Source organism: Pseudomonas extremorientalis (assembly GCF_024584605.1).
Lineage (GTDB): Bacteria > Pseudomonadota > Gammaproteobacteria > Pseudomonadales > Pseudomonadaceae > Aquipseudomonas > Aquipseudomonas extremorientalis.
The window spans coordinates 372,114-386,428 of record NZ_CP089519.1 but is presented as its reverse complement, the minus strand read 5'-3'; the positions used below and the strand labels follow the sequence as shown (position 1 = coordinate 386,428).

Below are 14,315 nucleotides of genomic sequence, written 5' to 3'. Positions count from 1 at the left end.
CCCGTCACGCATGAGTACACACGGCGGGTACACGATGGGCTTTATGGCACAACCTTGGAAAGATCCCCGCACCGGGACTTACTACATTCGCCGCCGTATCCCTAAGGACATTAGGCCGCTCCTTCCTAATGCAGGCGAGACCTATAAGCGCACCCTGGGCACCAAAGATGCGCGAGAAGCAAAGACCCTCTTCGCTGCCGCATGGGGTCAATCAGAACAGTTCTTCTTGAACACCCGTCTCCAGCTTTCCGGCACTCACACCCCTACCCTTCAAGACGCCATCCAGCTCGCTGCAAGATGGGCGAAGGATGAGCTTGACTACATGGAATCAACTGGACGATTTGAGGGATATCTCATTGGCTCGGAAGATGTGGGCCACGAGACCCTGCGTGATCATTTCAGCGTCAGAACCCCGAAAGCCCTACTTGCCCCCGAAGGTCTGGAGTCGCGTGCTCGACAGCGCCTCGATCAAACGGTAGCCGATGAGCTGGCGAAGGTTTCACTACCAATGCCTTTGCCCGGCACGCCTTTCCACAAGTATCTGTACGAAGCTTTTTTGGCGCAGCATCTGGAGCTGTCCGAGATTGCCTACAAGCGCCACTACGGCGATTACTCTGCGGTCTTTGAGCTACCCCACGAAGCCCCCTTGAGCATCGACAAGGCCAAGGCAGAGGGCCCAAGCGAGACCCTTTCGGTGGTCTTCGAGTACTGGGCTCGGAATCATCGTCACATGGGCGATGGGAAGCGTGACGTTGAGAAGACCGCTGGGGAATATCAGACCACAATCGTGCGATTCATAGAGCTGCTGGGCGACCTCCCAGTAAAGCAAATCAAACGCAGGACGATTGAAGAGTTCTACAACCTGCTCCGCCAAATGCCTTCTAAGGGCGAGGGCCTCAAAGGGCTCAACGCTTACGAGCAGATTGCCCGAGCGAAGCAGCATGATTTGCCCCTGCTGAGTAGCGCAACGATCAAGAACAAGCTGATGGGTCTTTCTTCAGTCCTGGCCTACGCAGTGCAGATGGAATACATCACAGAGAACCCAGTGGTCGCCTCAGGCATCACAAAGTCCCTGCGCAAAGCGAGCGCCAAGCAATCACGCACCGCCACTCGCAAAGGCTACACCCAAGCGGAACTCATTCAGGTCTTCTCAAGCCCGCTCTTCAAGGGTGAATGGATCGCTCCTCGGGCATCGTTTGGAGAGGCTTGGAAGTGGCTACCTCTCCTGCTCTGCTACACAGGTGCGCGAAGAGAGGAGATCGCTCAAATGAAGGCCAGCGAGGTCTGTAAGTCTGAAGACGGTATATGGCATCTGGACCTTCTTAGTGTGTCCGAGGATGGCGCAGACGACGACAGGACCCTGAAGACCAAAGGTAGCCATCGCTTGGTTTTCATCCATCAGGACCTGATAGACCTTGGTTTCATTGAGTACGTCGAGAGCCTGCCCGCATCTGGACAACTCTTTCCGGCCCTCAAGCCAAACCCTACGGGCTGGTATGGACACAACTTCGGTAAACGCTGGGGCGTGTACCTTCGCGAGGTCGCTGAGCTTGAGACGCCTGTGAGCCCTTCCCACGGCTTCCGTCATAGCTTCAAGACCATGTGTCGAGAGGCAGGCATCCCAGAAGAAATACACGACGCAATCACGGGTCATGACGATGGCTCAGTGAGCAGAAGTTATGGTGAGCGTCACTTGCTCAAGACCCAACAAGAGCAGTTGGCCCGCTTGCCACACATTGCGATCCTTGCAGGTCTTCTGCCTGAACAAGCTTAGCGATTGAAAAAAAGGTGCCCTTGAACGGCAGAACGGTAGGCATGTGAATACAGTAGCTTTTGTCGCATCGTTTGGTAACATCGACCTGCCTCGCCTGCTTGCTGGTGCAGCCGCCTCACAGCACTGAACCCAGTTTGACAGACGCCAGCCATCTCTCTTCCGAGGTTGCTGTGAGGGTCGCGACCAAGATCGCCGTTAAGGCTTCAAGGTGCCCCGATGGTAAAGAGCGTCACCCAACTGCTGCGGCAATAACCGTATCTCTGTCTGTACATTGGGGTCACCAGACGGTTAGCAGCTTTATTTTCAGGGCGGTGTTCGATGTGTATCCGCATGGCGCGAGCTTGACCGCAAAACCCAAAAAGGTACGATTTGTGCCTCGGCGGGATCTTTGGGGACCATCGGGCGCTCATGCAAAAACGTGCCAATTTGGCGCATGGGGCGGGATTCACAGTGATATCTAAAAAGCTGCGATTAATCGTGTCTTGGCGGAGTTTCTGGAGGAAATCATGCTTTCATGCAAAAACGTGCCAACTTGGCGCACGCCGCATCGCGAATATTCGTGACTGCGGTCAGCCTCGCCTGCTTGCTGGTGCAGCCGCCTCACAGCACTGAACCCAGTTTGACAGACGCCAGCCATCTCTCTTCCGAGGTTGCTGTGAGGGTCGCGACCAAGATCGCCGTTAAGGCTTCAAGGTGCCCCGATGGTTGAAGGTCCTCTGTAGCGGTTGGGTGAGAGTTTACTGGTGTCTCCCAACAAACAAGGAGCTGTTTTGACCACGCCGCTATACCGCAAGATTTACAGCATGGAGTCGCTTCACTCAGCCTGGAGGAAGGTTAGGAGTAGCGCCCTATCGTCTACGTCCGAACTTATCCGAAATGAAGCAAAGGATTTCGACGGGCGACTCCCCAAGTCTCTGTCTGACATTCAGCGCGAGCTATCCAATAAGACGTTTACCTTCAAGCAGCAGACGGGCGTGGCAAAGACCAAGACCAATGGCAAATCTCGACCTATTGTGCTTTCTCCTATACCTAACCGAATCGTTCAGAGAGCCTTGCTCGACGCCTTGCAGACGCGCATCAAGTTTGTAAAGAACGCGCTGGCTACGCCAACGAGTTATGGCGGTATTCCAAGCAAAAAAGTTGCAATGGCGCTAATGGACGCCAGAGATGCTATTTCACAAGGGGCTGCCTTTCATATCCGATCGGATATCGCAGAATTCTTTACGAGAGTCGACAAGGTCCGCGTGATGGAGTTGTTAGCGCCTCACATCAAATGCCCGGACACCATAAACTTGCTCCGAGCGGCAATCACTACAGACCTCGCGAACATTGATGCGCTACGGCGGCAGGGTCTCGATGAATTGTTCCCCCTCGGAGTGGAAGGGGTGGCTCAAGGCTCCCCCTTGTCGCCTCTCATAGCAAATTTGTACCTGCACGACTTCGACAAAACTATGAACACTGGAGGGGTCATTTGTCTGCGCTATATCGATGACTTCCTTATTCTCGGAAAGGATATGGGCTCTGTAGACCGAGCATTCAACAAAGCGCAGGTTGAACTCGAAAAGCTTTCACTTAATGCCTATTCGCCGTCGACAACAAGTGACAAAGCTTCAAGAGGGTGGACCTCCGATGGCTTTGATTTTTTGGGTTGCTATGTTTCACCAGCTTTAATGCAGCCATCGAAGGCCACAAGAGAAAAATTCAAGAAGCGAATAAGGTCTGAGCTGGAGACATCTCTTAGGGTAATGAAATTCAGCGTGGAGGCAGGAAAAATTTCTCCGAAAGCGACATATTCCGGCGCATTACAAAATCTTGATCGAGTCATCCTTGGCTGGGGGAAAGCTTTCTCTTTCTGCAATCATGGTCACTGGCTTAAGGCCTTGGACGACTACATATCAAATGAACTGACCACATACGAAGTAGAAAAAGGAAAGCTCTTCGCTAAGGCAAATAGCATTTCTCGCCGCAGGATGCTTGGAGTACGGCTTCTTTCGGAGCTTCACTCAGATGGTCGTGAGCCGAACGAGGGTTCTGCCTGAACGCTTTAACGTTTACAGATAGGGGTAGCTGAAGAACTGCTCCCGGTGCTAGCCGTCAGATGTAACCGCATTCAGCTTCATGGCCCGCTGAACAGTTGCAGTGCTGGCTCCCGTAGCCCTTGAGGTTTCCCGCAGCCCCATGCCCTTACTCAAACAATCCAGAATGCGCTGATGCTTGTTCTGATCGACTCCACGCCCCTTGTAGGCACCTTGCCCCTGAGCCTTTTTGATGCCATCCATCTGACGACGGCGACGGTCCTCATAGTCCTTACGTGCAACCGCTGCGAGCATGTCCAAGAGCATATCGTTGATAGCCCCAAGCATCCGAGAGGTGAAGGTATCCAGCGCTGTGCTGCCCTGCGCCATGAACTGATGCGAGGTAGGCAAATCGAGCGAGACCACACGGACCTCCTTGTCCTTGATAATCCCCCTGAGCTTCTGCCAGTCAGCCTCTGTAAGGCGCGAGAGACGGTCTACCTGTTCGACCAAGAGAACATCTCCGGGATGTGCGTCTGACAGAAGCCTGAACAGCTCAGGGCGCTTGAGGGTGGTTCCGCTCTCATTCTCGATGTAGTAGGCCGCTACCCGCTGCCCATGATCCTGTGCGAAGGCCGTGAGCTGGTCCTTAGCCCGGTGAGCGTCTTGGTCAGTGGTAGAGGCTCGGAGGTAAGCACGGATGAACATCGAAAGGCGTCCTGCGGTCGTTAAGGTGTGGTCACTATAGATGTAGTCGTTATGGTGGTCAACACAGCCCAAACAACCACACTCGCACAGGTATTGAGTCGTGGTCGCTGAGGCATACTCAAAGGACCACGCATGGTGACGCCCTTCGACCTGCCCAGTCAGAGGGAGGAGAGCGACTACGAAGGACCATCGAGGCGGTGAGCAATCCCTGGCCCCATCATCGAGTTGTCATCCAGAGGCGCGCATGGGCGCACGATGATAAGGACCCCCACCCCACTGGTGGCATGGGGGAATCACAGTGGAAAATCTATTGAGATGGTGTCTCCAAAATTTGCCCCAGATTCTCGTCACTCGTTCTTCCAAGGCCGGGCAGGTCCTAACGAAATCTCATGAGATTCTCTTTCTCGAATCTCCGAGCGGCCCTCAAGTGCCCCTGCATTACCTTCTCTTGCTTCGTGAGCTGCCGAGGAGTCTTGCCTTTGTTGATTTGCTTGAGTGCAGCCCGGCGATTGTCCTTCTCTCGCTCGACCAGATGAATGACAGCGGCTTGTACTGACACCCGCTCAAAGCCTGTCCCTTCAAGTTCCAGCCAGCGCTTCACGATCAGATTGGTGAGCTTGAACGAATATCGAGACAGCAGAGTAAATGTCAGTTCTTTCGCAAGGACGGTTAGAGGTCGTGCCTGACCTTTGGAGTCGCGGTAAGTGGACTCGACGAAATCAACCGACCCAAATCTGGACCCGTTAACGTCAGCATGGCCCAGCTCATCGAGCATCTTTCGGATGTCCCGAAGGACGTGGGCATGACGCTTGCCGGTGATTTCTGCAATCTCCAAAGAGGACATACCGGGAAAGCCATTGAGGGTCGTTGCTGCGACTGACCCAGTGGTGACGATCCTTTCAAAGACGGACGTAGTTGTGTACGTGGTGGGAGTGGTATTTGTGATGTTCATTGTCTGTTTTCCTTTTGGTAGCGCCCTTCAGGTCGCACCCACAGCCGGTCATCCAGACCCCAGACAAGGGAACCGGTGTGGCATGAAAGGCGCTATCAGAAAGACTGGATGGGATGAATGCCCAGCGACGGGCGTGTACTTCGGTAAGGCTTAGCGACCAGCCGAGAGAAGGGCATGATTGTTGGTCATTGCTGATCTCCACCAGAGAGAAACCGGTGAGCGGAGCTAAAGAGCAGGGAGAGTTCCTCAAGGGATAACTTTAAGTCTCCCTCGGCTTATAGTGGGGGTATACGGGTTCCGGTTGCTGACTCGCTAAGGTTCTCAGAGGAGAGCTTGGTGAAAGAATGTTGTTATCACAACTATCATCCCCCTCAGTAAGCTGCCCGTACGTCCACCAGCGATTATCATTACGAGTCGAGGTCTTGACTTTCAGATGCTCAGCGGCCCTTGAGACTGCCTTTCTATTCCCTGCGTTTAATCAGCGGCCAAGCTCGTAGCTCAGCTCAAGATCCAGTTTTGCTCTGGTTGCTGGGTAGCGATCCAAGTGGCAGGCGACTCCGTGTATTGCGTGTCGTGCTGCTTTCGCGACCGTTTGCGCTGTCCGCTCAGAAATCATCGCGGTCTGTATAGCTGCCGTTGAAATGGTCTTGAGGTGCATTGCTGCAATGACCGTATCGGGCCGCACATTGAGCTTACCTGCGCTCACACCAGCGGCTGTCACGGTTGAACCGTAGATGATGCTATCCAGCCAACGAGGTCTTTCAAAGCTCAAGAGGCTCATATAGTGAGCGACCGAGTTTGTTGTGCTCTTCTTTGACCTGCCTCGCTGGGGATTTGCTTTGGCAAGTTTCTTCGTTGCTGCTTCTCCCGATACGGCTTCAGATTCTCCTTCAGTCTCCGGCGGGGTCCACTGAGCGGCCTTGCAGGCATCAAAGAAGAGTGTCGGGTCGTTACGGCGCTTGTTGGCCCATCGTTCGTAGTCCAGGTACTCATCGGGGTACATCATTTCGTTGCCCTCATCAGTTCTCGGTCCGACGGGGTGTCGTTCCGGGTAAAGTGAGGGGTTTTGGAGGCCACGGTTTACAAGGGCTGTGGAGCAGCACCAGATGCACTCATTTGCTCAGGCTCGACTCAGAACGCGCCGCGTCTATTCGTACAGTGGGGAATGTGAGCGTTTGACACGAGTAGTGGTAAGTGCAAGATTTCCAAGATTAACCTGACGCAACTACAGAGGGCGGCTAAATGGAATGGCCTATGGTGCTGCGAGAGCTTCATTTGCAGGGCGGTGTTCGAATTCTCAGTGGCGGTGATCCTAAGACAACTTGTCGCCCGAAAATGGTTAGCGATCGAGGTCTTGTTATTACCTTGAAAAGCTTTGGGAGCTTATATTCAGAGGTTAAAAGCCTGGGTCTCAAAGTTATTGGGTGCGACTTTTATACTACAAGTGACGAGGTTAGCGGTCTGAATCCGCCACAGTGGCGATCATTGAATATTGCTGGACACCCATTATGGTTATGCAATGATCAATGTAATAAGTGGTCGTTTATAGCTCATTCAGCGTTTAAGCAACGCAGTGGATTACTTTGCGATATAGCTTCGCGAATTGCACATCAGCTTAGAGCCTGCGAGTGGAGGCTTCGGCAGCTTTCAGAGGTCTACGAACAACAATTAAATAGTCGTCTGCGTGAGAAGCCATTTTTGCCCGACAAGCAGTTTCTTGATGGATATACTTCTTTGTGCTATCTGGCATTGCAGTCCTTTCTTGTCGATGCTTGCGTACTTAGAGATTACTTGTCGGAATTTTATTCTGAGGTGGTGATAAAACCTTTGGATCCTGATGCTCCCAAAATAACTACTCTGAGTGGGCTCTTGAAAAGGTGGAAGCGATTACCGCCTACAGACCCCGCAGGTAAAGAGCTACGAGCCTCAGCTGAGTCGGGTCAATGGCTTTTTGAGCTTGGAGCCTACAGAGATTTAGTAGTCCATGTGGCTCCCTTAGCAAACGCGGGCAGAACATTGTTTGCCGTCACTCGCACTTTTGAGATGCCACATGGGGAACTATTGCCAGCGATAAAGCTACCACTCCCAGGTGATCCGGCCCAGCTGACTAAAGAGCGTGTCACGGGGCAGTATTTTCAGGATCCTGAGTTAGGATTTGCGCGGCTAAAAAACATCATGGAAAACACTTCGGACTCTTGGGATTCTTTAGAGTATGCACATATCTGCATGCAGCAGCTCGGGGCTATCGCAAACTCTGTTTCAAGGGTCTCTCCAGTTCTCCCGGAAATGCCGTTGATAACGCCTAATGATGTAATCGGTGATATAAAGTTTAGCTGAGAAAGGCATCTCGACTTCAGTTGGATAAGGCCCTATACGAATCCAATGGTCGCCCTGTTTCGTAAAGAGCCTCTTGGGGGCGCATGAGTGGTGTGGTCATTGATATGAGTACACAGGACGGGTACACTTCACGACATCGAAGGGGCCTGAACCCCTTGATTTCATTGGGTTTACGGCACTGATGCCCGTGTCGGCGGTTCGATTCCGTCTCTGGGCACCACTATTCAGTTTCAAGTGGTGCAAACGTCATTTGAAACACACAAAAACCCGCCTAGTGCGGGTTTTTTGTTGTCTGTCGTTTATTGCGTTGTCCAGGGGCGGCCTACGCCACCCCGAAACGAACGACCTCTATTACTTCAACAAGAACACCATCAGCGGATTGTCGTTCAGCCGCCCTTCAAACCTTGGCGTCTGCTTCTCCAGAGGCGTTCCTTGCAGCAACGCGGTTTCCTTGCGCGACACAATTGCCCAGGCGGGTCGAGGCAAAGTTCCCAGTCGCTCAATTTCGCTGCCTTCGATAAAGATCGGTTGCTCATCATGGTCCAGGTTCATCATGTAGCGCACCGCCCAGGTGTCTCGGCCGAGATTGATAAACACCAGCGGTCCCGGTTGCGCGGCACGCAACGCCTCCACCTGGCCGACAAACTTCCGAGTATCGAACTGCATATCCTTGGAGGGCTCCACCACAGTGACCAACACCACCCACTGCGCCATCAACGCGATCAGGCTGAGCCACACCAACCGCCCTCCGCGATGCCAGGCGATCAGCGCCGCCACCTGCAGCACCACCAGCCCGCCAATCAGCAACGGCAGTGAAACAGCCGGCCAGTAACCGTGCTTCTGCCAGCCATGCCGACACACAAAGATCGCAACCACGCACAACGCCGGCAGCGCGACGACAAGCGCTTCGTAGCAGCGGCGCACGCCCGTGAGCCAGCCTTGCGCCTGGAGCAGCCCATAGGCCGCGACAGCCGCGAACATCGGCACCATGGGCAGGATGTAATAAGCGCGCTTGAAGTGCGGTATCGACAGCCCGAGCAAGATCATCAAGCCGCAGGCACCCAGCCGCGCAACCAGTTGCATGTCGCCCTCAAACCGCTCGGGCCAGCGATGACGCAGGGCAATCATCGTGGCCAGCGCCAATGGCACCACCGGGAAATAGCGGTACAGACTCAACTGGAAATAGAAGTAGAACGGCTCGCCGGCTTCATCCAGGCGTCCGCCGACCTGCATCTTGAACACCTCATCGGCAAACGCGTCGCCCCCACTGATGCGCGCCAGCTTCACCAGCAGCCACCAACAGGCTGCCAGCAGCACCACGCCGACGATGCCGTGAATCAGCACCTGTTTCACACGCTCGCCAGGCTTGGCCAGTGCCCAATACACACACACCACACCACAGACCTCGATCAACCCCAATGGCCCGCGTATCGCAAAACCCAGGACAAACAGCGGGAACACCGCAAGCCGCCTCCTGCGTCCGCCGCTGTGCAGCAGGTAGAAACTGCCTACACAGAGCAACGCCACCATCTGGTCCAGGCATACCGAGCGGGACTTTTCGAGCAGTTGGGTGGTGAGCAACGTCAGCAGCACCGTGAGCAGTGCCCACGGCCGGCTCGCAGGCACCAGCAAGCGATAGATCACCGCGACTACGCCAGCAGAAGCCAGGGCGGTCGGCAGGATATTCGCCAGATGGTTGGGCGCACCGAACAGTCTGGCAAATACATAACTGAAGAAGGTCGCGGTGCCGGGATAATCCGCGTAGGGCAGGCCATAGGTGGTCGGGAAAAAGCTCACGCCATGGCGAAACATCTCTTGCAGGAACAGCGCCCATCGCCCATCAAACCCTTGGGGCTGTTGATCCCAGATGCCCAGGGTGAACAACAATAGAGCGAAGAGGAAAATCCCTGAGGATTCCAGGCGAAAACGGTTGCGGTGATCCATCGGTTGACCTGTCAGGTAAGGGGCGCCGACTTATGGTGCCGACCGCCCTGCTGAATAGCGCCTGAACAGACTGGAAGATTTGTGCGTCTACCGACCTGCGGGCCACACCCACTTCGGGATCAGCCGCACATAAATCAACTCCCCGACCAGTTCGACCAGGGTTTGCAGGATCACCGCCGTCGCCGCCAACCCGCGCACATCCTCGGGAAGGGCCAGCGCCAAGGGCAGCACCACCAACGAATTGCGCGTCGATGCGCTGAATGTTACCGCCCGTGCCGTTGCGGCCGGGAGCGCAAACAGCCGCGACGCCAGCGCACCCATCAACGGCGCCAACAGCAGAAAGCCGATATACACCGGAATCACCGGCAACAGCAGGTTGATATCCCGCACCACGGAAGTGATTTGCGAACCGATCACCACAAACAACACCAGCGCCATCGCCGGCACGGGCAGCCAAGCCCAGGCGCTGCTCCACGCGTTGACGACAGATGATCGCCGCGCCAGGGAAGTCGTGAGCACTGCCAGAATCATCGGCATCACAATCAACAACAGGAATGCTTCGACAAATGGTCCCACCTCCACCACGACCTCAGACTGCGGCCCCAGCATCAACCCCAAGTACAACGGCAACAGCGCCAACTGCAGCAGCAACAGCACCGGCGTCGCCGCCAGCATCAGCCGCGAATCGCCCTTGCCGATATGCGTAAACACCACCACGTAGTCGATGCAAGGCGTCAGCAACACCAACAACGCCCCCACCAGCAACGCCGGGCGCCCGACCAGGCTTTGGGTCAGCGCCCACACCAGCAAGGGCACCAGGATGAAGTTGGCCAGCAGCAATGCCGACAGGAAGCGCTTGTTACCCAAGCCTTGGCGCAGGTCCAGAAACGGTATTTGCAGGAACATCGCGTACATCAGCACGGCGATGGCGGGGGTGACCAGTGCGCTGAGATCGTGGGCGAATGAAAGGGGAAGCAGACCGAAAACGACGGCCAGAAACACAGTGACGAGGTAGATCGGAATCTGGTTGTGTTCGAGGGTATCGCGGGTCATAAGATGGTCTAGTCGAATCGAAAGAGTGCAAGGTTATGCATCTACCGGCTCCAGGTCGAGCGACGCAAGCAGGCGATCCAATCCGTCATTTGATAAACCACCAAATGACAGCGCAAGTGCTGGCAAACTGAGCAATTGTTTCTAAAAAAACAAGAAACCGATCGAGGTCGAGAAACCAATGAATTTGAACGACGCCTCTTTACCATTGCCTCCAGTCCCGCCTGCACGCGATCACAGCGAACCCTTCAAGGAACCCGCCGCCGACGGCCATATCCTGGGCGGCTTCGCCTGGCGCCATATCAGGACCGACCCCGCACGCCCGGTGGTGATCATCAACGCCGCCACCTCCGTACGCTGCCGCCACTACGCTCGCTTCGCCGACTACCTGTTCGCCAACGGCTTCGATGTCCTCACTTACGACTACCGTGGCATCGGCGAATCCCGCAACGGCTCGCTGCGCCACTTCAAGGCCTCGTGGTCGGATTGGGGCGTGCTGGATTTCGAGGCGATGCTCACGCGTGCGCAACGGGAGTTCCCGGGGCAGCCGATTGACGTAGTCGGCCACAGCTTTGGCGGTTGCGCGGCAGGACTCGCGGCGTCGGGTGCTGCTATTCGACGGATCGTCACGGTGGGCGCACAGTTCGCCTACTGGCGCGATTACGCACCGAGCGGACGCTGGCGCATGTTTGCCAAATGGCATGTGGTAATGCCGCTGCTGACGGCACTGTGCGGATACTTCCCCGGCAAGCGCCTGGGCTGGCTGGAAGATACGCCAGCCGGCGTAGTGCGCGACTGGAGCATGCCGACGCCCCGATATGAAACACGCCCCAGCGGTCGAGCGCTGGGCAACCTGCCCTTCAGCCGCGTGAAGGCGCAGATACTGGCGATCAGCATCACGGATGACCCCTTCGGCACCGTGGCGGCCATCGAGCGGTTGCTGGGTTATTTTGACGGCAGCGAGCGTACGCACCTGCGCATAACGCCGGAAGATATCGGCGAAAACCAGGTCGGGCACTTCGCCTTTTTCCGCAGCGAATATCAGGACCGTTTATGGCCGATTGCATTGGCGTGGCTTCAAAACGGTCAATTGGCCGCAGATACCCTTGGGATTTCCCCCAACCTGCGCTTCAATACTCCCCCCGATCCAGAACCCTAGGACGCCAACCCCATGGCCTCGCCGAACAAGCAGCAAAAACGCGCCCACCGGGCCAAGGCCAAGGCCAAGCAGAACCGCACCCAGCGCGCCGTCGCGACCAAACCGGATGCGTTTGCCGGCGATGACAGCCGCATTGACTTGGAGTCGGTGGATTTGACGGAGATGTTTGTCGAGATGCGCACTGCAGGCGAAACCAGCCAGCAGGCGTTGTGCACGGCATTCCTGGCGCACCCGTTGTTGGCGCTGGTGCTGGAGCAGGAAGGTGAAGAGCAAGCCACCGATTTCATCCTGGCGGCGCTGATCGAGTATCGACAGTGGGCGACGGATACCGATGATGAGGCGGCTGCATTGGCGTGGATCGAGTCGCCGCAGTTCCAGGCCGATTACGTCGCGGCGTCTCAGGCGCTGATCACCCCGGAAGCCTGACGCGAAAACAAAGTGGGAGGGGCTTGCCCCTCCCACATTGGGTCAGTTAAGTACCGCAGCCCCCACTCGCTGCGCCTTGCGGCGACTCGCCACCAGCAGGCCCGCCGCCACTACCAGCAAGCTCAGCACACCGGTCGCAATGATCTCGACCCGATGCGCTTCCTGGAACAGCATGATGGTCAACGTCCCCACGATGAACACCATCACCGCGTAGGTCAGGCCAGGGAACAGCCACATCTTGAAGACAATCTTCTCGCCCGCCGCCGTGCGCTTCTGGCGCATGCGCAGTTGCGATACTGCGATCACCAGGTACACCAGCAGCGCGATGGCGCCGGAGCTGGCCAGCAGGAACTCGAACACCGCCGCCGGGGCCACGTAGTTGGCGAAGACCGCCAGGAACGCCGCACCGGTGGACAACAACACCGCCCAGTAGGGCGTGCCGCTCTTGTTGGTACGCTTGGCCACGGCCGGTGCATCACCGCGACGGCCCAGGGAGAACAGCATGCGCGAAGCGGTATACAGCGCCGAGTTCAAGCAACTGGTCACGGCCACCAGTACCACCAGGTCGACGATCAGCTTGGCATTCGGGATACCCATGCGTTCCAGCACGGTCTGGTAGGAACCCACGGCCGCCAGGGTCGGATCGTTCCAAGGCACCAGGGACACCACGATGAAGATCGACAGCAGGTAGAACAAACCAATCCGCCAGATCACCGAGTTGGTGGCCTTGGTGATTTGCTGGCCTGGGTTCTTCGATTCAGCGGCGGCGATGGTGACGATCTCGGTACCCATGAACGAGAACATGGTGGTCAGGATCGCAGCCAGTACGGCGCCCATGCCGTTTGGCATAAAGCCCTGGGTATCGAACAGATGGGAAACACCGCTGACCTGGCTGGTCGGCAGGAAACCGAAAATCGCGGCCAGGCCAAGGATCACAAAGCCTACGATCGCCACGACCTTGATCAACGCGAACCAGAACTCGAACTCGCCGTAGTTCTTCACGCTGAACAGGTTGGTCGCCGTCAGCAGCAGGGTGATGATCAGGGTAAAGGCCCAGATAGCCACATCCGGGAACCAGGCATGCAGGATGGTCGCGGCGGCGTTGGCTTCCAACGGAATCACCAAGACCCAGAACCACCAGTACAACCAGCCGATGGTAAAGCCGGCCCAATGGCCAATCGCACGGTCGGCATAAGTGGAGAACGAACCGGTGTCCGGCGACGCCACGGCCATTTCGGCCAGCATGCGCATCACCAATACCACCAGCGTGCCCGCTGCGGCATACGCCAGCAGTACGGCCGGGCCGGCGGCAGCAATCGCGTGGCCGGAGCCTACAAACAGACCGGCACCGATGACGCCGGCAATCGACAGCATGGTGACGTGACGCGGTTTGAGCCCCTGTTCGAGGTCATTGGAGCTTTGCGTACTACTCATTGACACACCTTTGCGAGGAATTGCGAAAACGGTCCACCCGGCCCGGGATCTTTCTCGTGAAAAGAAACCAACAGGGCGTTCTTTATTTTTTACGCAAGATTTGCGCCAAAATGTTACAGAGCCACGATTGACGCGGGCTGTAGGACGATTCAACAACCACCGCAAGTCATTGAGAACAATGGCATTCCGCTATAGCGTTACCGTGCGACTCACATTCAAGACGAATAAACGCACCATAAACACACACAAAAAGTACGTGACGCTCCATAAAAGGGCTGATAAGCACCGTTTGCCCGGTTAACCCTTCCAACACCCGGCCAAAGCTGGCACCATCGCGCCCTTTTTTACGCAAAGCCTGCGGTTTTCCGGGTTCAAACGGTTGTTCGGTTGTTGATGGCGCGACACGCTGCTGTGCCGATGCGACACCCCGCCGCACACCATCGGTTTACCGTCGGCCGCGCTGTTGGCTGCCATCAGGACGCTATGCTAGCTTGGCGCCTCGCCAGGAAGGCGGCC

At 56.2% G+C, this 14,315-nt stretch carries 11 protein-coding genes; 5 read left to right on the top strand and 6 right to left on the bottom strand.

The window, feature by feature from the left end:
• Window positions 1–43: 43 nt before the first annotated feature.
• Both LUU92_RS01705 and LUU92_RS01700 read left to right on the top strand, forming a co-directional pair.
• On the top strand, window positions 44–1,774 hold the full coding sequence (locus LUU92_RS01705; RefSeq protein ID WP_257103083.1) for a site-specific integrase: 1,731 nt from the start codon (window positions 44–46) through the stop codon (window positions 1,772–1,774).
• A 770-nt stretch (window positions 1,775–2,544) separates the two neighbouring features.
• Window positions 2,545–3,813, top strand: a complete 1,269-nt coding sequence (locus LUU92_RS01700; protein WP_257103082.1) for a reverse transcriptase domain-containing protein — start codon at window positions 2,545–2,547, stop codon at window positions 3,811–3,813.
• Between the two features lie 48 nt (window positions 3,814–3,861).
• Here LUU92_RS01700 and LUU92_RS01695 read toward each other — a convergent pair whose 3' ends face one another.
• The 3 genes from LUU92_RS01695 to LUU92_RS01685 form a co-directional block, all read right to left on the bottom strand.
• Complete coding sequence (locus LUU92_RS01695; protein WP_257103081.1) at window positions 3,862–4,497, bottom strand: recombinase family protein; 636 nt, start codon at window positions 4,495–4,497, stop codon at window positions 3,862–3,864.
• 376 nt (window positions 4,498–4,873) lie between these two features.
• Window positions 4,874–5,449, bottom strand: a complete 576-nt coding sequence (locus tag LUU92_RS01690; protein ID WP_257103080.1) for a Rha family transcriptional regulator — start codon at window positions 5,447–5,449, stop codon at window positions 4,874–4,876.
• Between the two features lie 478 nt (window positions 5,450–5,927).
• The gene (locus LUU92_RS01685; protein ID WP_257103079.1) at window positions 5,928–6,455 is read right to left on the bottom strand and encodes a hypothetical protein; all 528 of its coding nucleotides are present in this window, start codon (window positions 6,453–6,455) and stop codon (window positions 5,928–5,930) included.
• A gap of 236 nt (window positions 6,456–6,691) precedes the next feature.
• Here LUU92_RS01685 and LUU92_RS01680 point away from each other — a divergent pair, with 236 nt between their 5' ends.
• Window positions 6,692–7,786: a hypothetical protein gene (locus LUU92_RS01680; protein ID WP_257103078.1), complete on the top strand. Its 1,095-nt coding sequence runs from the start codon at window positions 6,692–6,694 to the stop codon at window positions 7,784–7,786.
• A gap of 351 nt (window positions 7,787–8,137) precedes the next feature.
• Here LUU92_RS01680 and LUU92_RS01675 read toward each other — a convergent pair whose 3' ends face one another.
• On the bottom strand, window positions 8,138–9,730 hold the full coding sequence (locus LUU92_RS01675; RefSeq protein WP_257103077.1) for an ArnT family glycosyltransferase: 1,593 nt from the start codon (window positions 9,728–9,730) through the stop codon (window positions 8,138–8,140).
• A gap of 87 nt (window positions 9,731–9,817) precedes the next feature.
• Entirely contained in the window at window positions 9,818–10,783 is a 966-nt protein-coding gene (locus LUU92_RS01670) for a bile acid:sodium symporter family protein (RefSeq protein ID WP_257103076.1), read from the bottom strand.
• Between the two features lie 178 nt (window positions 10,784–10,961).
• Here LUU92_RS01670 and LUU92_RS01665 point away from each other — a divergent pair, with 178 nt between their 5' ends.
• Together LUU92_RS01665 and LUU92_RS01660 are read left to right on the top strand one after the other, a co-directional pair.
• A complete protein-coding gene (locus LUU92_RS01665) occupies window positions 10,962–11,939 on the top strand; it encodes an alpha/beta hydrolase family protein (protein WP_257103075.1) in 978 nt (325 codons plus the stop codon).
• A gap of 12 nt (window positions 11,940–11,951) precedes the next feature.
• Entirely contained in the window at window positions 11,952–12,365 is a 414-nt protein-coding gene (locus LUU92_RS01660; protein WP_071492434.1) for a hypothetical protein, read from the top strand.
• Between the two features lie 42 nt (window positions 12,366–12,407).
• Here LUU92_RS01660 and gabP read toward each other — a convergent pair whose 3' ends face one another.
• A complete protein-coding gene (gene gabP, locus LUU92_RS01655; RefSeq protein ID WP_071492435.1) occupies window positions 12,408–13,799 on the bottom strand; it encodes a GABA permease in 1,392 nt (463 codons plus the stop codon).
• Window positions 13,800–14,315 lie beyond the last annotated feature (516 nt).

Coding starts and splice junctions, on each gene's coding strand:
- LUU92_RS01705 (WP_257103083.1), top strand. CDS start 44: ATGGCACAACCTTGGAAAGATCCCCGCACCGGGACTTACTACATTCGC.
- LUU92_RS01685 (WP_257103079.1), bottom strand. CDS start 6,455: ATGATGTACCCCGATGAGTACCTGGACTACGAACGATGGGCCAACAAG.
- LUU92_RS01665 (WP_257103075.1), top strand. CDS start 10,962: ATGAATTTGAACGACGCCTCTTTACCATTGCCTCCAGTCCCGCCTGCA.
- LUU92_RS01680 (WP_257103078.1), top strand. CDS start 6,692: ATGGAATGGCCTATGGTGCTGCGAGAGCTTCATTTGCAGGGCGGTGTT.
- LUU92_RS01690 (WP_257103080.1), bottom strand. CDS start 5,449: ATGAACATCACAAATACCACTCCCACCACGTACACAACTACGTCCGTC.
- LUU92_RS01695 (WP_257103081.1), bottom strand. CDS start 4,497: ATGTTCATCCGTGCTTACCTCCGAGCCTCTACCACTGACCAAGACGCT.
- LUU92_RS01660 (WP_071492434.1), top strand. CDS start 11,952: ATGGCCTCGCCGAACAAGCAGCAAAAACGCGCCCACCGGGCCAAGGCC.
- gabP (WP_071492435.1), bottom strand. CDS start 13,799: ATGAGTAGTACGCAAAGCTCCAATGACCTCGAACAGGGGCTCAAACCG.
- LUU92_RS01675 (WP_257103077.1), bottom strand. CDS start 9,730: ATGGATCACCGCAACCGTTTTCGCCTGGAATCCTCAGGGATTTTCCTC.
- LUU92_RS01670 (WP_257103076.1), bottom strand. CDS start 10,783: ATGACCCGCGATACCCTCGAACACAACCAGATTCCGATCTACCTCGTC.